This is a genomic window from Pseudarthrobacter sp. 902506025, assembly GCF_040702325.1.
Classification (GTDB): Bacteria; Actinomycetota; Actinomycetes; order Actinomycetales; family Micrococcaceae; genus Arthrobacter.
Genome location: NZ_JBFBKW010000002.1, coordinates 295,733 through 316,027 on the forward strand (window position 1 = coordinate 295,733; position 20,295 = coordinate 316,027).

Annotated in this window: 23 protein-coding genes; 12 read left to right on the forward strand and 11 right to left on the reverse strand. The window is 65.6% G+C overall.

The genetic code is table 11. The features are described from left to right. Nucleotides 1-5 precede the first annotated feature (5 nt). Nucleotides 6-1,364, reverse strand: coding sequence for an aspartate aminotransferase family protein (locus AB0280_RS05175; protein WP_366366359.1), 1,359 nt, complete (start codon nucleotides 1,362-1,364; stop codon nucleotides 6-8). 278 nt (nucleotides 1,365-1,642) lie between these two features. Here AB0280_RS05175 and AB0280_RS05180 point away from each other — a divergent pair, with 278 nt between their 5' ends. Continuing rightward, on the forward strand, nucleotides 1,643-2,683 hold the full coding sequence (locus AB0280_RS05180) for a phosphotransferase enzyme family protein (RefSeq protein ID WP_307491518.1): 1,041 nt from the start codon (nucleotides 1,643-1,645) through the stop codon (nucleotides 2,681-2,683). Between the two features lie 73 nt (nucleotides 2,684-2,756). Continuing rightward, nucleotides 2,757-4,190, forward strand: a complete 1,434-nt coding sequence (eat, locus tag AB0280_RS05185; protein ID WP_366366360.1) for an ethanolamine permease — start codon at nucleotides 2,757-2,759, stop codon at nucleotides 4,188-4,190. Between the two features lie 87 nt (nucleotides 4,191-4,277). Here eat and AB0280_RS05190 read toward each other — a convergent pair whose 3' ends face one another. Then, nucleotides 4,278-4,751, reverse strand: coding sequence for a GNAT family N-acetyltransferase (locus AB0280_RS05190; protein ID WP_159630451.1), 474 nt, complete (start codon nucleotides 4,749-4,751; stop codon nucleotides 4,278-4,280). A gap of 190 nt (nucleotides 4,752-4,941) precedes the next feature. Between AB0280_RS05190 and AB0280_RS05195 the strand changes: the two genes are divergently transcribed. The 3 genes from AB0280_RS05195 to AB0280_RS05205 all read left to right on the forward strand — a co-directional run bounded on the left by AB0280_RS05195 (nucleotide 4,942) and on the right by AB0280_RS05205 (nucleotide 6,685). After that, complete coding sequence (locus AB0280_RS05195) at nucleotides 4,942-5,850, forward strand: patatin-like phospholipase family protein (protein WP_307491521.1); 909 nt, start codon at nucleotides 4,942-4,944, stop codon at nucleotides 5,848-5,850. Nucleotides 5,851-6,099: 249 nt separating this feature from the next. Continuing rightward, nucleotides 6,100-6,234 (forward strand): hypothetical protein, encoded by a 135-nt coding sequence (locus tag AB0280_RS05200; RefSeq protein ID WP_307491523.1) that lies wholly within the window; start codon nucleotides 6,100-6,102, stop codon nucleotides 6,232-6,234. A gap of 109 nt (nucleotides 6,235-6,343) precedes the next feature. Continuing rightward, nucleotides 6,344-6,685 (forward strand): hypothetical protein, encoded by a 342-nt coding sequence (locus AB0280_RS05205; RefSeq protein ID WP_307491525.1) that lies wholly within the window; start codon nucleotides 6,344-6,346, stop codon nucleotides 6,683-6,685. Nucleotides 6,686-6,781: 96 nt separating this feature from the next. On the opposite strand, the gene AB0280_RS05210 is transcribed toward AB0280_RS05205, so the two are convergent. Beyond that, complete coding sequence (locus AB0280_RS05210) at nucleotides 6,782-7,066, reverse strand: DUF427 domain-containing protein (RefSeq protein ID WP_307491528.1); 285 nt, start codon at nucleotides 7,064-7,066, stop codon at nucleotides 6,782-6,784. Between the two features lie 99 nt (nucleotides 7,067-7,165). After that, nucleotides 7,166-7,525, reverse strand: coding sequence for a VOC family protein (locus tag AB0280_RS05215; RefSeq protein ID WP_307491530.1), 360 nt, complete (start codon nucleotides 7,523-7,525; stop codon nucleotides 7,166-7,168). Between the two features lie 71 nt (nucleotides 7,526-7,596). Between AB0280_RS05215 and AB0280_RS05220 the strand changes: the two genes are divergently transcribed. Further along, nucleotides 7,597-7,902 (forward strand): hypothetical protein, encoded by a 306-nt coding sequence (locus AB0280_RS05220; RefSeq protein ID WP_307491532.1) that lies wholly within the window; start codon nucleotides 7,597-7,599, stop codon nucleotides 7,900-7,902. A 10-nt stretch (nucleotides 7,903-7,912) separates the two neighbouring features. Here AB0280_RS05220 and AB0280_RS05225 read toward each other — a convergent pair whose 3' ends face one another. The 3 genes from AB0280_RS05225 to AB0280_RS05235 form a co-directional block, all read right to left on the reverse strand. After that, nucleotides 7,913-8,617, reverse strand: coding sequence for an EAL domain-containing protein (locus AB0280_RS05225; protein ID WP_307491535.1), 705 nt, complete (start codon nucleotides 8,615-8,617; stop codon nucleotides 7,913-7,915). Nucleotides 8,618-8,750: 133 nt separating this feature from the next. Further along, complete coding sequence (locus tag AB0280_RS05230) at nucleotides 8,751-9,797, reverse strand: LysM peptidoglycan-binding domain-containing protein (protein ID WP_307491537.1); 1,047 nt, start codon at nucleotides 9,795-9,797, stop codon at nucleotides 8,751-8,753. Between the two features lie 166 nt (nucleotides 9,798-9,963). Beyond that, nucleotides 9,964-10,920, reverse strand: a complete 957-nt coding sequence (locus tag AB0280_RS05235) for a zinc-binding dehydrogenase (RefSeq protein WP_307491540.1) — start codon at nucleotides 10,918-10,920, stop codon at nucleotides 9,964-9,966. Between the two features lie 159 nt (nucleotides 10,921-11,079). On the opposite strand from AB0280_RS05235, the gene AB0280_RS05240 reads away from it, so the two are divergent. The 3 genes from AB0280_RS05240 (at nucleotide 11,080) to AB0280_RS05250 (ending at nucleotide 12,150) form a co-directional block, all read left to right on the forward strand. After that, on the forward strand, nucleotides 11,080-11,394 hold the full coding sequence (locus AB0280_RS05240) for an ArsR/SmtB family transcription factor (protein WP_307491542.1): 315 nt from the start codon (nucleotides 11,080-11,082) through the stop codon (nucleotides 11,392-11,394). Beyond that, a complete protein-coding gene (locus AB0280_RS05245) occupies nucleotides 11,391-11,798 on the forward strand; it encodes an SRPBCC family protein (protein ID WP_307491544.1) in 408 nt (135 codons plus the stop codon). The genes AB0280_RS05240 and AB0280_RS05245 overlap by 4 nt, the downstream gene beginning before the upstream one ends. Nucleotides 11,799-11,901: 103 nt before the next feature. Further along, nucleotides 11,902-12,150 (forward strand): hypothetical protein, encoded by a 249-nt coding sequence (locus tag AB0280_RS05250; protein ID WP_307491546.1) that lies wholly within the window; start codon nucleotides 11,902-11,904, stop codon nucleotides 12,148-12,150. Nucleotides 12,151-12,279: 129 nt separating this feature from the next. On the opposite strand, the gene AB0280_RS05255 is transcribed toward AB0280_RS05250, so the two are convergent. The 4 genes from AB0280_RS05255 to AB0280_RS05270 all read right to left on the reverse strand — a co-directional run bounded on the left by AB0280_RS05255 (nucleotide 12,280) and on the right by AB0280_RS05270 (nucleotide 16,324). Next, complete coding sequence (locus tag AB0280_RS05255; protein ID WP_275180786.1) at nucleotides 12,280-12,444, reverse strand: hypothetical protein; 165 nt, start codon at nucleotides 12,442-12,444, stop codon at nucleotides 12,280-12,282. 130 nt (nucleotides 12,445-12,574) lie between these two features. Beyond that, nucleotides 12,575-13,840, reverse strand: a complete 1,266-nt coding sequence (locus AB0280_RS05260) for a hypothetical protein (protein WP_307491549.1) — start codon at nucleotides 13,838-13,840, stop codon at nucleotides 12,575-12,577. A gap of 238 nt (nucleotides 13,841-14,078) precedes the next feature. Further along, the gene (locus AB0280_RS05265) at nucleotides 14,079-15,845 is read right to left on the reverse strand and encodes a DUF5671 domain-containing protein (RefSeq protein ID WP_307491689.1); all 1,767 of its coding nucleotides are present in this window, start codon (nucleotides 15,843-15,845) and stop codon (nucleotides 14,079-14,081) included. Next, the gene (locus tag AB0280_RS05270; protein ID WP_307491551.1) at nucleotides 15,842-16,324 is read right to left on the reverse strand and encodes a hypothetical protein; all 483 of its coding nucleotides are present in this window, start codon (nucleotides 16,322-16,324) and stop codon (nucleotides 15,842-15,844) included. The genes AB0280_RS05265 and AB0280_RS05270 overlap by 4 nt, the downstream gene beginning before the upstream one ends. A gap of 321 nt (nucleotides 16,325-16,645) precedes the next feature. Between AB0280_RS05270 and AB0280_RS05275 the strand changes: the two genes are divergently transcribed. The 3 genes from AB0280_RS05275 to AB0280_RS05285 all read left to right on the forward strand — a co-directional run bounded on the left by AB0280_RS05275 (nucleotide 16,646) and on the right by AB0280_RS05285 (nucleotide 20,289). Next, entirely contained in the window at nucleotides 16,646-18,016 is a 1,371-nt protein-coding gene (locus tag AB0280_RS05275; RefSeq protein WP_370871801.1) for an MFS transporter, read from the forward strand. 106 nt (nucleotides 18,017-18,122) lie between these two features. Continuing rightward, nucleotides 18,123-19,379 carry an aminopeptidase P family protein gene (locus AB0280_RS05280; protein WP_159630498.1) on the forward strand — a complete coding sequence of 419 codons (1,257 nt, stop codon included), beginning with the start codon at nucleotides 18,123-18,125 and terminating at the stop codon, nucleotides 19,377-19,379. Between the two features lie 73 nt (nucleotides 19,380-19,452). Beyond that, nucleotides 19,453-20,289 (forward strand): IclR family transcriptional regulator, encoded by an 837-nt coding sequence (locus tag AB0280_RS05285; protein ID WP_159630500.1) that lies wholly within the window; start codon nucleotides 19,453-19,455, stop codon nucleotides 20,287-20,289. Nucleotides 20,290-20,295: the final 6 nt, after the last annotated feature.

The following is a 20,295-nucleotide window of genomic DNA, read 5'->3' on the forward strand; positions in this document are numbered from 1 at the left end:
ACGGATTACGCGCCCAATGCTGTCAGTGAGTCATCCAGGGCACCCACGAGCCAATCGATATCGGACGCCTGGAAGGCCAGCGGCGGGCGCAGTTTCAGGACATTCCCGTGCGGGCCCGCCACCGAGGTCAGCACGCCGCGTTCGCGCAGCTGCTCCAGCACGGCGAGCGCGAGGTCACGATCCGGTTCCCGGGTGCCGCGGTCCTTCACGAGCTCGAAGCCGATGAACAGTCCTGCACCGCGGACATCGCCCACCGACCCGTGCGTGGCACTAAGACCGGACAGGGCGGAAAGCAGCGCCGCCCCAACACGCCGGCTATGCTCCTGCAGGCCTTCCGCGCGGATGGTGGAAAGCACTGCCTGCGCCGCTGCCATGGAGACGGGATTGCCGCCGAAGGTGTTGAAGTAGGGGATGGTGTCACTGAAGGTGGCCAGGACGTCGGCCTTGGCCACCAGCCCGGACACCGGAATTCCGTTGCCCATCGGCTTGCCCAGGGTGACAACGTCGGGGACGATCCCGTGGCGCTGGAATCCCCAAAACGCCTCGCCGGTACGGCCGAAACCGGGCTGGACCTCGTCGGCAATGATGATGCCGCCGGCGCGGTGGATGACGTCCGCAGCCTCGCGCAGGTACCCTGCGGGGCCCGGGAGGACGCCGTCGGAGGAGAAGATCGAGTCCGCGATGAAGCCGGCGAAGCGTATGCCGTTCGCCTCCATGTCCGCGATGGCCGCGCGGATCCGGTTGGCGAACCAGGTGCCCAGGCCGGCACCGTCGGGCCCGGCTTCGGCGCCGAGCCTGTAGGCGTCGGGCGCGTCCACCAGGCGTGCGGTGGGTGCCAGCGGCTGTCCGGTGCCCAGTGCCGGCGATACCCCGGAGGTCAGTTCACTGGTGCCGTGGTACGCCTCCCTGGTGGCGATGATGCCTTCGCCTCCGCTGTATGCCTTGGCTACCCGGATGGCGAGGTCGTTCGCTTCGGAGCCCGTGCACATGTACATGGCCTTGTTCAGCCCGGCCGGCATGGTGGACAGGAGGTCGTCCGTGTAGTTCAGGATGTTCTCGTGCAAGTACCGGGTGTGCGTATTAAGCTGCTGCATCTGGGCCGTCACCGCCGCGGTAACAGCAGGATGGCAATGACCCAGGCTGGCCACATTGTTGTACGCGTCCAGGTATTTCCGCCCGGCAGCGTCCCACAGGTACTGTCCTTCGCCGCGGACCAGGTGGACGGGGTTCCGGTAGAAGAGCCGGTAGGAGGCTCCCAGCACGGTGTCGCGGCGCTCGGTCAGCCGGCGGGTTTCAGGGTCCAATCCATCGGCATGCTCTGCGCGAAAGCTGTTGGTGTCCATGATGGTGGAACGGATGACCATGGTGGGTTCCTTGCTGTTTGTGGCGTTTCGACGATGTCCGGACGGGCCCAACCCTCGGATCAATTTCGGTACTTCAAGTATGTTTGGGCGCGCTTGGCCTGATCGGCCCGGACGTGAATCCGGCGTTACGAAAAGCCTGCCAAATTTGAACGGTTTGTTTCCGTGTCGCGGGTTTGTTTCGGGACCGTAAATTCCTCCGGACGGAGGCGGCCTGCGGCGGCCGCCCATGCCATACTCGCTACCGGAGCCCAACCCTCCTCGCCCTCCGAGGAGCATCCATGAACACCATGACAGATACTTCCCCGCTCGCCGTCTTCAATAATCTTCGACGCGGGGAGCCGGCACCTGAGTGGATTGCCGGTGAAGTTACTTCAGCCTGGGGCCTGGATCCCCAGCGCACCGTCATCACCCTGATTGCCGTATCCGAGAACGCCACCTTCCGGATAACAGTCGACGGCGTCCCCGTCTCCGTTCTGCGGGTACACCGCCCCGGGCATGTGGGGGATGCCCGCCAGATCGCCGGTGAGCTGACCTGGGTCCGGCGTCTTGCCGAAGAAGCGGAAGTGCGGGTGCCCGACGTCGTTCCTACCGCCGACGGCCAGCTCCTGCATACCTTCACGGACGGGGGCGGCTCCCAATGGCACTGTGTCGCGTTTGCCTTCGTTTCGGGGGACATCCTGGAGGATTTCGCCGACCCGAGGCCCTATTACGCGGAAATCGGCGCCACCACAGCCCGTCTGCATCAGCAGGTGAAGCGCTGGCAGTTGCCGGATGGATTCACCCGCTTTTCCTGGCAGCTGACAGACATGCTGGGCGCGTCCAGCAGATGGGGTGACTGGCGGGGTGCGAACCTCACCCCTGAACAGGCCTCACTTCTGGCGCAGGCAGAATTCGCCGCAGTTGCGGCGCTCGACGGTCTTCCGGTGTCAGGTGACGCCTGGGGCCTGGTGCACGCCGACCTGAGGCCCTCCAACATCATGATCCACGGCGGCGCGCTCACCGTGATCGACTTCGACGATTGCGGCTTCTCCTGGCTGCTCTACGACTTCGCCTCGGCACTGTCCTTCATCGAACACGAGACATACGCGCCGGACATCGCCAAGAGCTGGGTGGCGGGCTACCGCACCGTCCGCAGGCTCTCGGAGTCCGACCTGAAGCACGCCGCGGCGCTCAGCATGATCCGCCGCCTGACGATGCTCGGCTGGACCACTACCCACCGCTCCGATGCATTGCCTGCTGACCTGTGGGCCGCCCAGATCCCCGGCACGGTGGCTGTCGCCGAGCGCTACCTCGCGTCGCCCACCTGGCTGTTCGACTGACCTGCCCAAGCCGTCCGTTTCGCGCCATTTCCGGCTGCAGCCACCCTCTTCCTCTACTTTCCTGGAGACTCCCATGACTCAAACCCTTCCGGCCGCGGACCAGCGGGCCGTGGACAAGGCCTATTTTGAACAGCGGTCCCTCAGGCGGGGCGCCGCAGGCTGGCTGCTCCTTGCCGGCCTTGGCATTTCGTACGTGATTTCCGGCGATTTTTCGGGCTGGAACTTCGGCCTGGAGGCCGGGGGATGGGGCGGCCTGCTGATCGCCTTCGTCCTGATGGGCGTCATGTACGCCTGCATGGTCTTCGGTCTTGCAGAAATGTCCTCTGCGCTGCCCGTGGCCGGTGCCGGGTACGGCTTTGCCCGCCGCGCGGTCGGCCGTTTGGGCGGATTCGCCACCGGGCTCGCCATCCTCATCGAGTATTCGATAGCGCCTGCGGCGATTGCTGTCTTTATCGGCGGCTATGTGGAAAGCCTGGGACTGTTCGGCATCACGGACGGCTGGCCGGTGTACCTCGTGTGCTTCGCGCTGTTCATCGGTATCCACCTGGTTGGCGTCGGCGAGGCGCTTAAGGCAATGTTCGCCATCACGGGAATCGCCGTGGTGGCGCTGATCGCCTTCGTCATCGGCATGGTGCCGCACTTTGATCCCGCAAAGCTGTTCGATATTCCGGTCACTGACGCCGCCGGTGCCAGCGCGTTCCTGCCCAATGGTGCCGGCGGCATCCTCGGCGCGCTGGTCTTCGCCATCTGGTTCTTCCTGGCTGTTGAGGGCGTGCCCCTGGCGGCCGAGGAGGCCGAAAATCCGCAGCGGGACATGCCCCGCGCCATCATCGTCGCAATGGCCGTACTGGCGTTCACCGGCCTGTCCGTCCTGGTTCTTGCTCCGGGCGGAGCCGGGGCGGCGGCGATGAGCACGTCCTCGAGCCCGCTCCCTGACGCCCTGCGCGCTGTCGGCAATGACGGCCTGGCCGTGTTCGTCAACTACGCAGGCCTCGCCGGACTCGTGGCCAGCTTCTTCTCCATCGTCTACGCCTACTCCCGCCAGCTCTTCGCACTGTCCCGCGCAGGCTACCTTCCCACCTGGCTCAGCCGCACCAGCTCACGAAAAACACCCACCTGGGCGCTGATCGTCCCCGGCGCCATCGGCTTCATCCTCGCGGCCGCCGTCGCCGACGGAGACAAACTCATCAACATCGCAGTGTTCGGCGCAGCCGTGTCCTACGTGCTGCTCAACCTCTCCCACATCGTGCTCCGCAGGCGTGAACCGGAGCTGCACCGCCCCTACCGGACCCCTGGCGGCACACTGACCACCGCCGTCGGACTCGTCCTCGCAGTCATCGCGGTCGTGGCCACCTTCGTCGTGGACGTCCAGGCCGCCGCGATCACTGCGGCAATATTCGTCATCGGCCTGCTCTACTTCGCCTTCTACAGCCGCCACCGCCTGGTGGCCGGTGCCCCGGAGGAGGAATTCGCCCGGCTTCGGGCGTCGGAGGCAGAGCTTCGGTGACCGGAGGCGGAAGCTGAATCGAGCGCTGCTTCAGGAGCGGACGACGGCGGGGGCCCACCCGCCGTCGTCCGCTTTCCTTGTGTGGGACTACAGGCGGAGTTCCATAAACACGCTGTGGGGGTCCAGCACGTAGTCGGCGAACGGCGGGCACTCCGTGAACCCGTGCCGGGCGTAGAGCCGCCGCGCGGGCGCAAAGTAGTCCTCCGTTCCGGTTTCCAGGCAGACGCGCTCGAGGTTCCGCGTCCGGGCGGCATCAAGGATGTGCCCGAGCAGGAGGGTGGCCACGCCGCGTCCCCGGGCGGTTGCTGTAGTGCGCATGGACTTGATCTCGCCATGCCTCGCCGGGCCGGCGGGGGAGTCCAGCAGCTTAAGCGCGCCGCACCCCAAAAGGGCTCCGTCCTCGCGGGCCGTCCAGAACGTAATGGACGGGGTGGACAGGGCGGAGTGGTCCAGGGCGTGCACGCTTTCGGCGGGCGAGGTGGCGAACATGTCGGCCAGGTGTTCGCTCAGGAGCATGTGGACGTCATCGCGCGTGGGGCTGTCCCGGTCAATCGAAATCATCGCTTCAAATTTACCCGTTGCGAATATCAGCGGCCGTGTGACAGGATTCCCCTGATCGTGACCCGGCTCCAGGAGGTGAGACCCATGAATGCTGTATCCGTAATGGGTGCTCCCCCGCAGTCGACGATCAGCGGCTGACCCAGCCGCCACCGGGAGCGCCGCACAGGCACATTCGCGAAAGGCGACTCCCATGAACACAACACCTTCTTCCGTCCCGCACGCCGCTCCGACGGGAAGATCCAAACGTGCCCTGGTCCTTGGAGGCGGTGGCTCCACCGGCAACGCGTGGCTGATCGGCGTCCTCGCCGGGCTGGCAGACGCCGGGGTGGACGTGACCGGCGCCGACCGGGTCATAGGAACATCGGCGGGGTCCACGGCAGCCGCGCAGATTGCCGGCGCCCGGGCCGCCGAACTCTATGCCGCCGTCCTTGACGCTCCGCTTCCGCAGCGGACGCGTCCCACGGGAACGTCCGGCAGTCCGGTGTCCGGCCATCTGGAGCGGACCAGCAGGATCATCGCCGCCTCCGTGGATGCGCCGGACATGCGCCGCAGGATGGGCGCAACGGCACTGGACCTGGCGGCGGCCTACGACGCCTCGGAGCGGTGGCGGGCCACGGTCGCGGCCCGGCTGCCCACGGAAGAATGGCCAGAGCATGAACTGCTGATCACAGCCGTCGATGCGGCTACCGGGGACCCGGCAGTGTTCGACCGCACCAGCGGCATCGACCTGGTTGACGCCGTCGCCGCCAGTTGCTCCAGCGGCTCGGCGTACCGGATTGGGGACAGGAGCTATATCGACGGCGGCTACCGGCGCAACGAGAACGCCGACCTGGCGGCCGGGTGCGGGTGTGTCCTGGTTCTGTCGCCTTTCGGTGGCAGAACGCGGATGCCACTGGAATGGGGCATGCAGTTGGCGGCGCAGGTGGAAGAGCTGCGGGCAGGGGGCAGCAGGGTCGAAGTCATCTTCCCGGACAGCGGGGCCGGGCACATGTTCGGAGCCAACGCAATGGATGTGTCACTCCGTCCCGCAGCAGCCCAGTCCGGATACAACGAAGGAAAAACCCGCGCCGCGATGCTCACAGAATTCTGGCGGCAATGAAATAAGCGAATTTGCGGTTGTTTTCCTGGTGCGCGCAAAGTTTCCGGCTGCTTTCTTGAGGCAAAGCAAAAGAAACGCAAATCCCTGGGGCCCGGCAAAATTTGAAAAACCCTCCCCGCTCCGACCCATCCTGCGCACCCGGCAGTGTGCGCCATCAGCCGCGTTCTGACGGGCATCCGCAGGACTGGATAAAAAAATAAAAGTAGGTATGGTATCGGGTAACGCAAAGCAAAGAAAGGCGTGATTCCGATGTCCGGAAAATCCCCCAAAAGCGGCGCCGCGAAAAAAGCCGGCAAGTCCATCCTGGAAAAACGCGCCGACAAAAGAGCGAAAAACGAAAATAACGAACTGAATTTTGTAAAACCGCGCAAAAACCAGCGCTGATCATGCCGGCGCGCGGCCGCCCGGGACTCCTAGCCCGCGGCCGCCCGCGCCAACCCGGCAAGCTCCACCGCGCCCAAAGCCGGGCGATCAGCCGAAGGACACCACCGTGATGACCTCCCACAACGCTTTAGTCGTCCCCACCCGACTCACCCAGCCAGTCCACCTCCGGCCGATCGACCTTGATGAGACGGCCTTCCAGAAGATCGCCGCCGGCGGCATCGGCCACATCGCCGGCATCGATTGGCGCGCCTATCTGGACAGCGCCACCCATACGCTGGCCACGAATCCCCGCGCCGAGGTGCTCATCCGCGAGGCCGGAATCGATCTCGACGGAACCATCCAGGGGACGGCCCTGTTCCTGGGCCGCCGCCCGTTGGACGGAGAGTGCGACGCTCCCCGCCACCTCATCAGGCTTGCTGAGCAGTTGTTCGACCTGCCGCTCGCGGCTTAGCCGGCCCGGCACTCAATGATGCGTGCCGGGCCACATTGTTGGAGGGAGCGGACGACGGCGGACAAGTATCCGCCGTCGTCCGCTTCACACGGCCTGTCAGGCCTCGATGGTGACGCCTCGCCAGAACGCAACCCGATCCTCAATATGCTTCGCACGCGGCTTGGGCTCCGGGTAGTACCAGGCCGCGGCCTCGTTCAGCTCGCCGTCAACATCCAGCGTGTGGTAGCTGGCCGTGCCCTTCCACGGGCAAAAGGTGTTCTTGTCGCTGTCCCGCAAATACGCGGCATTGACGGCTTCCCGCGGAAAATAGTGGTTCCCCTCCACCACCACCGTGTCCGCGGATTCGGCGATGACTTTTCCGTTCCAGACAGCCCTGACCATGAAATCCCTTCCGTCGCTCCCACCGCATCGGGATGCGGTACGTGTACGGATGCCAACGGGCCGCGCACCGGGCTTGTTCCCGGGATGCCGGGGCCCGTCCTACCGTGGACTCTTGTCAATGACGCAGAACCGGTTCCCGTCCGGATCCTCCAGGACCACGAAGTCGGGGTCCTCCGGGTACGAGTCCCAGTCCACGCGCCGGGCGCCGAGCGCGACCAGGCGCTCCACCTCCGCCGACTGGTCGTCCGCATACAGGTCCAGGTGGATCCGCGGGTGGTCCTGGACCGGGGTTTCGCTGAGCATGAGGGACAGTTCCGCGCCCGGGCCCGACGACGGCACAAGGGTCACCCACGTCTCGTCGCCGGCCTCCCGGGGGACATAGCTGATGGCGTCGTTCCAGAACTTGGTAGCGGCGGCGACGTCGTTGACGCCGAGGACAATGGTTCCTATAGTCAACATCCGGCCAGCCTAGACCCGATCCGCCGGGCCCGGTAGGTACCGGAAAGCGGGGCACCGCTAGACTCGCGGGCATGGGGGAAGACAACACACCTGAAGAAGACCGGCCGTCAAAGCACGCCAAAGTTCCTGCCGCCGCGATGCCTTTGCTGGGAATTGCGGCAGTGCTGGCGGGCGTCCTGATCGCCTACCTGAACCGCGACTTCAATGGCTGGTTCGCCTACGCGCCGCTCAGCAATAAGCCGTTCGTTGCCAACGGGGCCGCCTTCGTCACGCAAGGCACTCAGATCGGGTTGGCTGTCATGGTGGCCGGACTGCTGGTGCTCGCGTTCTGGGCGGGGTACAGGCTGGGCCGCAAGGGAAGATCCGGCCAGGAGTGAGGGGCCGGGGCTAGGCGGCGGGGATGCCCAGCGCCCGGATTCCCGGCAGGGCCTCGAATTCCGGTTTGGCGAACCAGTAGCCCTGGAACAAGCGGACTCCACCGGCTTTCAGGACCCGGAACTCCTCCTCGGTTTCCACGCCCTCCGCAAGCACCGTGATTCCCAGCTCCTTTGCGATGCCGCCGATGCCGGCCACAACTGCCTGCCGTGCCGGGCTGGCGTCAATGCCACGGATCAGCTTCATGTCGATCTTCAACAAGTCCGGCTGGAAGTCCACCAACAGACCCAGCCCCGCATGGCCGGCACCGAAATCGTCGATGGCTGTGGTGAAGCCCTGTTTACGGTACTCGGTGATGATGCTGGTCAGGTGGGCGGTGTCGGTGACTTCTTCGTTTTCCGTGAACTCGAACAGGATGGACGATGTCGGAAAGCCACAGCGCTTTGCGGCATGGAGGGTGGCGCGGAGGCAGGCCGCTGGCTCATAGACCGCATTGGGCATGAAGTTGATGGACAGCACCAGCTCCTCATCCGCCGGGAACAGCCGTGATGCCAGCTCGATGGCCTTAACCCGGCAGTCCTGGTCGAAACGGTACCGCTGCTCCGGCAGCACTTTTCCCAGGACCTCGTAGGCGCCCTCGCCGGACAAGCCCCTGACCAGGGCCTCATAACCCCAGACGCGGTGCGCCCCAGCGTCGAAAATCGGCTGGAAGGCCATGCTGAAGTCAAAGTCCAGTCGTGAAGAAGTGGTGCAGCCGTCACACGCCAATGTCGGGTCCTCTCTCGGGTTTCTCAAGAGTAGGTCACCACGCCACCTGCTGGGAGAGATCCCGGACAGGGAGGAGCGGAGGTCAGGGACTGGGTTTGTTGATGGGCTTGTCGAGCGCCAGGCTGATGGTCTGGCCCGGTAACAATTCGCCGCTGGGCAGGTCGGCGAAGTCATACCAAGCCCCGGCCGTGCCCGTGCTCGGACGGTTGGCCGAGCGCAGCTGGTCGACGCCGAAGCGGAAGGCAACTTGCCGCTCGATGTCGCCCGGCGCGGTGGTGTAAGTCAGCGGAATCCCGTTGGCGTCTGCGGTGAACGTTCCCTGGGCACCCTCGATCTTCAGCTCGCCCGGAATCAGGCGAACCTTCGTACCCGCAGGAATGGGCTGGTCCGCCGCCATGGACGGGTTGTACAGCAGGATCTGTGCCGTGGTTGAGCGGAACTTGTAGCCAAGGCTGTCGAACGAGTCGCCGTCCACCGTGGTGTAGAAGACCGTCTGGCCGAACGAGTTGTTGACCTCTGCGCCGGACCCCGAGCGGCTGTCCACTGGGTTTTTTTGCAGGCGGATGGCCCTTCCGGCCTGGATGAAGAAGACGTTTCCCTTTTCGTAGGCGAACGGAACCTTATTGGCTTCCGCCAACTGCTCCTCGGTCAGGTTGAACCGGTAGGTGATGCCAGCCAGGCTGTCGTCGGGTTCCACTGTGTAGTCCATTGGAATGCCGTTTACGTCGCCCGTGGCAGCGCCCATTGCGCCCCGCGTTGGACCGGCCGGCATCAGCCGGAGCTTCGTGCCCGCAGGGATGACGGCTCCGGGCTGGAGTCCGTTGAACCCGGCTACCTTCGCCTCCGAAAGCTTATAGGCCTTCGCCACTGCTGCGAGCGTGTCGCCCGCTGCCGTGGTGTAGAAGTCCACATTGCCAAACGAGTCCCGCACGGTTTCCCCGCTGAGGCCGGGCTTGGCGGCGGAGGACGTGGTGGGGACGGATGTGGACTGGACAGCGGCCGCCGGCTCTGCCGCGTGATCGGCGTAGGTACATCCCGCCAACCCGGCCAGCAGCAGGACAATTACCCCGGTATGCGGCCAGGCCACGCGCTTGGACGGCGTCTTTGATGTAGTGCCAGTTCCCACCATGGATATGTCCCCCAATACTTCCGGCGCAGCCGGTCAAGGTCCACAACGGACCAAAAGCGAGCCTAGTGGATGAACCGTGGGCGTGCCGCAGCAGCCGTCAAAAAAGCCAAGCGGACGACGGCGCGACCCGGCCGCCGTCGTCCGCTCAGCCCAGTGCGCGGCTGATTCAGTCCTCGTAGACCGCGATAAAGCGGCCCACCACGCCGCCCTTGCGCAGCTTGTCGATGGCGCCGGGGATATCGGCCTGCTGGATGAGGTTCATCGGCGGGTTCAGTTCGCCCGACTTCATGAGGGCGTAGAGGTTCTCGAGGTCCTCCTTGGTGCCCGACTTGGATCCCTTGATGGACAGCTGGTTGATGATCAGCGGGTAGGTGTTGATGGTCGCCTCAAGGCGTCCCATGCCCACCTGGACCAGCGTGCCGAACTCGGCGAGGGTCTCAAGTGCCGCGGAGGTGGTGGTGCCGAACCCGGCGTAATCAACGATCAGGTCCAGGTTCTTGTCCTTGAATTCGGTGATGGAGTCAGCCACTCCGGCCAGGCCGATCTCATCCGCGAGCTTCTGCGTCTCGGGGTTCACCTCGGCGCCATATACTTCTGCGCCTGACAGTGCTGCGACGCGGGCGCCGATGTAGCCCAGTCCGCCCAGCCCGATCACGCCAACCTTCATGCCCGCCTTGGCCCCGCCCACGGCCATGATGGCGTGGTAGGCGGTAAGTCCGGCATCGGTGGCCATCGCACCCAGCTCGAAGGAGACCTCATCGGGCAGCTTCACCAGGTTGTCGTCGGTGGCGAGCAGTTGGGGGCCGAAACCGCCGTCCCATTTGCCGTAACCCAACGCGTCGCCGTCCTTCATGACGGGGGAGAGGCCAACCCGGTCGCCAACTTTCCAGTGCTCCATGCCGGGGCCCACTTCGGTGATGACGCCGGCATTTTCGTGGCCCATGGTGCGGGGGAGTTCCGGGAACAGCGGCATCCAGCCGGCGTCGTCGAGGGCGGTCACGTCCGAGTGGCACACCCCGGCGGCTTTGACGCTGACCACTACCTGGCCCGGACCGGCACTGGGTTCAGCCACTTCGTTGAGGGTGAGGGGGTTGTTGGTGCCGGTGAACTGCCATGCCTTCATGGGGCATTTTCCTTCGGTCCGTTAGGTAAGTTCATGCATTTGCATGCAATTACAGCGTACGCTCGTTTCGGCCCAGCGTAGCCCTGATGTGACGGGGGGAACATGGGCCCCTTCTGCCCTTTTCGGATAGGTCGGAAATTTCCGACGTATACTGAAAATGTGCTTCCCGATATCTTCGCCGCCGTGTCCAACCCGGCGCGGCGGATAATCCTGGACGAGCTGCGCCAGGGACCCAGGACCGCTGGTGAACTCACCGGACTGCTGGACCTCAGCCGTCCGGCAGCGTCGGAGCACCTCGCCGTGCTCCGGGATGCAGGGCTGGTGCGGGAGGAACGGCAGGGGCGGAACAGGGTGTACCACCTCCAGCCGGCGCCCCTCGCCGAGGTTGGCACCTGGGTGAAGCACTTCGAGCACTACTGGAACCAGCGGCTGGATGCGCTGGCAGACCTTCTGGACGAGGAGAAACCGACATGACCGACAACGCGATCAGGCTGGAACGCCGCTACCCGCACCCCGCCGCCGCCGTCTGGGCCGCCCTGACAACCCCGGAACTGCTGGCCCGCTGGTGGGCGCCAGGCAACATCGCACCCGTTGCAGGGCACCGCTTCACCATGGACATGGACGCCTGGGGCCAGCAGCAGTGCGAGGTCCTTGCCGTAGACCCCGGAAAGTCCATCAGCTTCCTGTTCTCCGAAGGCCAGCTGGACACCACCATCGCCTGGCGCCTTGAGCCCGTCGAGGGCGGCACCGTCCTCCACTTTGAACACGCCGGCTTCCAGCTCGACACACCCATGGGCCGCCACGCCATTGAAGGCATGGGCAACGGCTGGCCGGGGCTGCTGACCCGCATCGACGGGCTTCTCGCCGAAGCAGCCTGACGTTGCAGGGGAGCGGACGACGGCGGGACGCGGCCGCCGTCGTCCCTTCCCCTGGGATCCTTCCGCCCGTTTACTGCCGGGAGGAGAAGGGTAACGATGGAGTATGACTGATTCCGGAGCGGGCGGCGCCAACGATCCCTTTGACGGCAACGACGGGATTGTGGCCGGCAGCGGACACGTTGAGACGCCTGAGAGCATTGCCGAGGATGTCCGCCACGACATCCAACTGGGCCAGGTCCAGGACGACGTAGCCCACGTCCTTGAAGAACGGTTCGAGGAAGCGGGCATTGAGGCGCGCCCCGAAGAAGTGGATGACCTCGCCGAGGAAATCGAGCGGGACGCGTCCAGCTGAACATCAGCCGGGCGGGCCTGAAACGGCGGGTAACAACCTGGACCAGTGCGCTGGCCGTGTTGGGCGCATGGCTCTGAGGAGTCATACCGGTGGTCCAGGTGGCCCGTCCCGTCAGCCCGGCAAGCGAGGTTAGGGCCAGTCTGCCCGGGTGAACCTGACGGGGCTGTGCAACGTCAGGAGACAGTCAGACGTCCATTCCGCCAGCTTCTGCTGTACGTCCAGTGAATCCGCCACAGCGACCTGCTGCGCATCCTGGTCCGTGGCGTCCTGAAGACCTTCGACTGAGCTTTTCACTTATCCCCCTTGCAAGCGTGTGCCCACACTAGGCACCCCCGAATGCCAAGGGAAGAGGGTTAATCCACCAGCCGGATAAACTGCGCAAATCTTGAGGAAGGCTGCCAGCGGAGATGGACCGGTGGCACATTCACTTTCCTGCACGGGAGAAAACAGCGTCGAAGAAAGATGCCAGTGCGTCGGCCCTGGACTGTGCCTCGGCCTGGGAAGCCGTACCGCTGGCCGCCTCGATGGACAGTGTTCCCCGGCGCGCCCCGCACCGCACGTGCCATTGGCCTGTGCCGTCGCTGAGCTGATAGGCCACGGCGTAGCTCGAATCAGCGGTGATGGCGGTGGCCAATGCGGCAACAGGGGACCACGTCCGGCTCGTGCCCTCGAACAGGATTTCCTGCACAGAGGTACAGCTGCGGAGCCGTTCCGCTCTGGCGTCGAACGGGTAGGGCGGCTGCGCAGTCGACGGCATATTGACGGCGGTGAAGTCGGTGTAGTCCATCTTGGTCGCACCCTGGATCTGCCCCTGCCCGGAGACGGAACCAGCCAGCGACGCGGTGTACGCCTGGTCATCGAAGGTGCAGGGGGAGTCGGCCGGCGGCGTCAGGACTGTGGGCGTGGAGCCTTGGGGAGGCCCAATGATCCCCGCCTGCGGCAGGCTCACCGTTTCCCCGCCGGGGGCGGTCATGCCCTTGAACAGCGCCACCATCTGTTCAGGCGTCATTGAGTTTGGAGCGCTTGGTTCCGCTGGTGCTTGGGGGCCGCCCGCTTCGCTGATGAGCTCCTTCGCCAGTTCCGCCATCGAATCCAGGGCCGGTTTGGCGTCGGCTTCAGAGTTCCGGGTGGCAACAGAAAGCGCCAACGTGATGGACAGGGTGCCGTCCAGGACACGCAGCCCCACTGAACCGAAGTCTCCCGGGCCCTTCGGGCTGGTGACCTGCGTGAACGCATGCTGCCTGTCGGCGATGGGGGGAGCGGCCAGCAACTGGAGGGCGTAGGTGGAGGTCCGGCCCGACTCGGTGTAGGCCAGATCGAACTGGCTGCAGCGGGACAATAGGTCGTCCGTATAGCCAAAATCGGCCTTTGCGAGGACGTCCTGGTCCGCAGACCGCAACACGATCATGATGGTGCTGGTGGGGCCGGACTGCCCGCCGGCCGGCGGCATCGCGCCCTCGGCAAAATTGATGTCCTTGTCCGCCCAGCGGGTGAACGGGTCCTGGGGAACCAAGGCAGCGCAGTCAGCCGGGGTGGTCTCCGTCCGGGTTTGCGGGAGGGACCCGCTTGCCGCACCCGAGCGCAGGCGGGTTGAGTCCTGGGCCGTAGGATGCGGCAGGTTGCGCGACCGTCCCACGCCGTCGATGATGGCTGCAAGTTCCGCGTCCGAGAAGGGCTTGGACGGTGACACTGCCGGCCCCGGGATGGAAGGGGAGGCGGTGGGGGGAGACGCCGAACTGGCGGATGGGCCGTTTGGTGGGGGCGTACCGCCGGGTGAGCACGCGGCCAAGGCGAGGAGGACGGCCGCCAGGCATCCGAGGCCGCGCCTGCTGTTCCGTCCCGGGGTGGCACCACCATGCTTCACGGGTCCACGAACAGCCATCGCCGGCCTCCTTTGCCATCACGCTAGGCTCCGGCTTTCGCGCCAGCTAGGGCCGTAGGACCCGGCCAGGCGCGTGGCCATCAAGGGCGGGACGGCCGTCAAGGACTGCAGCGCCACCAACGCCGACCAACGGGATGACCTCCAGCCGGTTCCCCGGGCCTGCAACGACCAGGATCTGCTGCGTTGTGGCGCCCTCCAGTGCCGCCGTCACCTGCCGGATGAGATCCCCGGCCACGGGTGAAGGCTCAGTCGACGGCGGAAGTCCGGGGCCGCCGTCGTCCGCCCGCAGCCAGGTGGTCACCTTGGCGCCGGTGCCGTCAGCGATGCCGCGGGCCAATGCCTCGGGATCCACGGAACCTGCCGGGTATCCGCTGACCAGGGTGACCCGCTCAACGACGCGCTTGTGCGCGGGCGCCGCGGCGGCAAGGAGTGCGCGGTCATGCCGCCAGAGCGCGAAGTGGTATCCCGCAACGAGACCTGCCGCCACGAGGAGGCCGAGGGGTGCGCGGATGCGGTCCAGGAGGCTTCCGCCGGTGACGTCGCCCAGCAGGAATTCGAAGAGCCGGTAGCCGATGACCAGCAGCGTAATCAGGGCCACCACGGCACTGACGCCGAAGAATGCCACCAGGTAGACGCGCCGGCCGGGCGGAATGTCCCCAGCGGTGCGCGGCTGGTGCCTCGGCTTCCAGGCCAGCCACCAGACCGGTGCCCCCACCGCCAGCGAACTGATGCCGCCCAGAAGCAGTGTGCGGGTGGCGCCGCCGGCCAAGGGTGAGACGGCGGCGGCCAGCAGGGCATTGACCACAACGCCGATGCCGGAAGCTGCCGCAGCGAGGGCTACAGCGGACGTCACCAGGACGCTGGCGCGGCGGGTCCTTGTGGAACGGGTGACGGACGTGGTGCGGTGGTAGCGCCAGACCAGGGCCCCGATGACAGCGGACGCGGTGGCTGGGGCGAGTGGCTCGAGCAGGTCGTTGAGGGGGTCGCTCCGGTCGAACGCCAGCCGCAGGAGGACGAACAGGATGACCCCGAGGCCGCCCAGGGCGGTGATGCCGGCGACGAAGATGCCCACGGCGATGATGGTGACGTCCACCAGCCCTGTCTGGAACCGCCGGCCCCCCTCCCGGAACCAGTGCCACCACCAGACCACAGCCCCACCGGCGGCCCATACCAGGGACCGCAGGACAGGAAACCACCACGGCTCAAAGGCTGCCGCTGCCGTGAAACCGCGAATTGCCACGTCCAGCAGGGTGCCCAGCGCGGCGATGGCGGCTCCGGCGCCCAGCAGCAACCCAAAAACGGAGCCGGCGACGGCCCGCACGTCCTCGAGATGTGATGACGGTTTGCGGGGGTGCTTCCACATCCACCGGTGCCACCACCAGATAGCCGACCACACGATCCCGTTGGCCAGCGGGGACGGCCATTGGCTTTCCTGCGTATCAATGAAGGAGGTGGCCAGGTTCAACAGTGACGTGGTGGCGATGATCAGCGAGACCGCGTACATCCCGGTCAGGTAGAGGCCCCACCCGGGCGCCCGGCGTTCCAACTCGTCGTCAAGGCGCCTCCACACGAACCACCACAGCAGCAGCGCCAGCGGGCCGCCGATCAGGGTGAAGGCCAGGGACAGCGCCAGGCCGGCCACATCACCGGAGACCAGGGTGGATGCCGTCCTGAAAAGCCGCTCCAGCAGCCCCTGGAGCCCGGAGGCTGCGATCACCATCAGGGCAAACAGCAGGACGTACAGGATCAGCCGGCGCAGGGTTGCCAGCCCACCCGCCGGGGCAGGGACTGTGGTTGCTGCCGGCGCCGTCATGGCTTCACCGGCACAACGGTGCAGTCCACCAGTGGGTACGGTGGCTGGTCGATCAGCCATTTCCCGTTCACCTTGAGGAGCGAGAAGGCGTCCTCCATTTCGTACTCCGACGGGCCAAACGGTCCACCCTGGGACGATCGGACAATCGAAACTTTCACCGTGGCTGAATCGGTGCGTTCCGTCGTCGAAACCAAGACAACCCGGGCGGGGGCCGGCTCGCTGACGTAGGCGCCCCGGCACCGGCTCTTGGCACCCTCGGTGAGGTACGACTGGGCAGCGGTGCTGTCGCCGTCGATCACTGCCTTGCTGTACCGCTGGACCACCCCGGCCGGGCTCACCTCATCAAGGGGAGCGGGCTCACTGCGGGTGAAGACCACTGCGAGCGCAACCACCACCAGCAGAACCACCACCCCCACCAGCGCGAGCAGGATCCGGTCCGGTCTTCGCGCAGTGCGCTCCCTGGCGGCAGTCTCGTCCATGGCGCCAGTATGGGGCAGGTCAGGGCGATTCACTCGTGTCTTTTGGCCCGCCTTTGCCGCGCCGAGGCGAAATGCCGTGCAGACAGTGGGTGCAGCTTACTCGAGGATCACCCGCAGATTCCCCCCCCAAAGTCAACTAGGTTGTTGGTGATGCAACAGATATCCAGATGGGTCTCGGTTTCCAGTCGACTACGTAAGCCCCTGATTAGCAAAATATCGCTGCGTAATGCTTGGGAAACCCTTGACTGTGCTGCGCGTCACGGCCTATCTTGAAACAACCACGTTGCAAGCAATGCAACTCTAACTTTCATTGGTGGTTTCATGAGTACCCAACAAAACTCACCCGAGGCAGGGATGGTTGCCGCTGACGCCAACGCTCCTGCCGGGGCTGGTGGCGGCATGGACAACGCCGTTGCCAGCAAGGACGTTCGACGCCGGGTGGTCACTGCGAGCTTCATCGGCAACTTTGTCGAATGGTTCGACTACGCGGTGTACGGCTATCTGGCCGCAGTAATTTCCTCAGTGTTCTTCCCTGAGGCCGATCGGCAGACCGCGCTGCTGGCTACCTTCGCCGTCTTTGCCATCTCGTTCTTCGTCCGTCCCCTGGGTGGCTTCTTCTGGGGTCACATCGGCGACAAGCTCGGCCGGCGCAAGGCGCTGTCCCTGTCCATCGTCATCATGTCCGTCTCCACGTTCTGCATCGCCCTCATCCCGGGCTACGGAACCATCGGACTGCTGGCCCCGCTCCTTCTGCTCCTGGTCCGCGTGGTTCAGGGCTTCTCGGCGGCCGGCGAATACGCCGGAGCATCAGCCTTCCTGGTGGAATACGCGCCGGCCAACCGCCGCGGACTCTATGCCGCCGTCGTTCCCGCCAGTACCGCCGCCGGCCTGCTCCTGGGGTCACTGATCGCGGCGCTCCTCAGCTCGGTACTCAGCACTGACCAGCTGCACGAATGGGGATGGCGGCTGCCGTTCCTGCTGGCCGCCCCCATGGGACTGATCGGCCGCTACATCCGCACCAAGCTGGAGGACACCCCGGCCTTCCGCGCACTGGCCGACCAGGAGGAATCCGCCCCCAAAGCCCCGGCCCTGGACATGTTCCGCACCTATCGCAAGCAGCTCATCATCGCCTGCGGGGCAGTGCTGCTCAACGCCGTCGGCTTCTACGTCATCCTCAGCTACATGCCCACCTACCTGTCCGAGGAACTGGGCTTCGGCCCCACCGAGTCCTTCCTGGCCACCACCATCGCCCTGGCCAGCTACATCGGCTTCATTTTCCTGACAGGACTCGCCTCGGACCGGTTCGGCCGCAAGCGCATGCTGATCACCGCGTCTGTCCTGTTCATGCTCCTGACCGTCCCCGCGTTCATGCTGCTGGATACCGGCAACTTCCTGGTGATTGTCCTGGTCCAGATCCTGCTGGGCGGCATGCTCACGCTGAACGACGGAACGCTCCCCAGTTTCCTGGCCGAACTGTTCCCCACCAAGGTCCGCTACAGCGGCTTCGCCGTCAGCTTCAACCTCTCCAATGCCCTGTTCGGCGGCACCGCCCCGTTCATGGCCACCCTGCTCATCGGCATGACGCAAAGCAAGCTGGCGCCGGGCTGGTACCTCGTGGCCGCATCCGCCGTGTCCCTCATGGCCGTGCTGTTCGCCACCGAAACCTCGCGGAAGCCCCTCAAGCACCTCTGACCAACCAGAGGCCCCTGACCCATCCGGGTCCACAGACCAACCTCATTACGCACACCAACACCAACTGCGCCAACAGCAGCTGGCACCCACTAGAAAGGCACCACCCGTGACTATCACTGCCGACAACGCCTCCTCCATCGCCGAACTCGAGCGCCTCAAGGTCCTGCACAACGGCACCAAGGGCAAGCTCACGTTCTCCGACGCAGAGTTCGAGCGCCGCCTTGGCGGCCTCCGCAAGATCATGGCCGCCAAGGAGCTGGACGCGGTTATCCTCACCAGCTACCACGGCATCAAGTACTACTCCGACTTCCTGTACACCACGTTCGGCCGCAACTACGCCCTGGTGGTCACCGCCAACGACTCCGTCACCGTCACCGCCAACATCGACGCCGGCATGCCGTGGCGCACCTCCTACGGCGAGAACATCGTCTACACCGACTGGCGCCGCGACAACTTCTACTTCGGCCTCCAGGAAGCCCTGCGCCAGCGCGGCGTCAAGGCCACCCGGCTGGGCGTCGAGGACGACTTCCTCCCGGGCCTGACCCGCGAAAAGATCGCCGCCGCGTTCCCCGGCGCCCAGCTCCTGGACGTCTCCCAGGACGCCATGCGCCAGCGCATGATCAAGTCCGCCGAGGAAATCGAAGTCATCAAGCACGGCGCCCGCATCGGCGACCTGGGCGGCGAAGCCATCCGCAACGCCATCCGCGAAGGCATCTCCGAGTACGAAGTGGCCCTGATCGGCACCGAGGCCATGGTGCACGAGATCGCCAGGACCTTCCCGGACCGCGAGGTCCGAGACACCTGGGTGTGGTTCCAGTCCGGCATCAACACCGACGGCGCCCACAACTGGGCCACCACCCGCAAGCTGCAGCAGGGCGACATCCTCTCGCTCAACTGCTTCCCCATGACCTCCGGTTACTACACCGCCCTGGAGCGCACCCTCTTCCTGGGCCAGCCGGACGAGCGCTCGCTGGAGCTGTGGAACATCAACGTCGAGGTGCACGAGCGCGGCCTGGAATTGATCAAGCCCGGCGCCGTCTGCAAGGACATCGCCGCCGAGCTCAATGAGATCTACATCAGCCACGGCCTGCTGGCTAACCGCACCTTCGGTTACGGCCACTCCTTCGGCGTCCTGAGCCACTACTACGGCCGCGAAGCCGGGCTGGAGCTGCGCGAGGACATCGACACCGTCCTCGAGCCGGGCATGGTGGTTTCCATGGAGCCGATGATCACGGTGGCGGACGGCCTGCCGGGCGCGGGCGGCTACCGCGAGCACGACATCCTGGTGATCGGCGAGGACAACACGGTGGAAAACATCACCAAGTTCCCGTTCGGCCCGGAACACAACATCGTCCAGGGATAACCATCTGAACAGCAGAAGCGGCGCCGTGCACCACGGCGCCGCTTTCGGCGTCCAGCCCCGACCATAGGGAAAGATGGTGTCCACCATGACTCCTGCGAAAACCCCAGACAGCAACGGCAGCGGAACCGGCACCAACGGCGGGACGGACGCCAAAGGAGCCTCCGTCGTCGTCAATGCCATCGCCGTCCTGCGCACCTTCACCGCGGACGAACCCCTGCTGGGCGTCACGGAAATCGCCAACCGCGTGGGCATGCACAAATCCAGCGTGTCCCGGATCCTGGCCACCTTCGAGCAGGAAAACCTGGTGGAACGCGACCCGGAAACAAAGCGGTTCCGGCTGGGCCTGGGGCTCATCGCCGTCGCCGGACCGCTGCTGGCCGAGATGGAGGAACGGCGCGTTGCCTACCCCGTCCTGCGGCAGCTGACCGAGCAGACCGGCGAAACCAGTGCCCTCATGCTGTGGAACGGTGACGAGGCCATCTGCGTGGAGCAGATCGCGAGCCACCACCAGATCAAGCACACCACGCCCCTGGGCGCCCGCTACCGTGACGCGATGAGCGCCTCCGTCCAGGTGTTCCTGTCCACGCTGCCGGCCGAACGGGTGCGTGAACTGTTGCGCAGCGGAACCATCACCTTTCCGGGACTGGACGACGACGGACTGGCAGCGTACGAAGCCCGGCTCCAGGATGTTGCGCAGCGGGGATGGGCGGGGAACTATGGCGAATCGTCCATGGACGAGGTGGGCGTGGCCGCGCCCGTCCGCGACCACCGCGGCGACGTTGTGGCGGCCGTCCTGATTCCGGCGCCGCGGTTCCGGGTGTCTAAGGAACAGTTCGAGAGCCTGGGGGAGGCCTGCGTCGCCGCCGCCGCCAAGGTGACCACCCGGCTGGGTGGCCGCCCGGGAAGCTGACGCTGC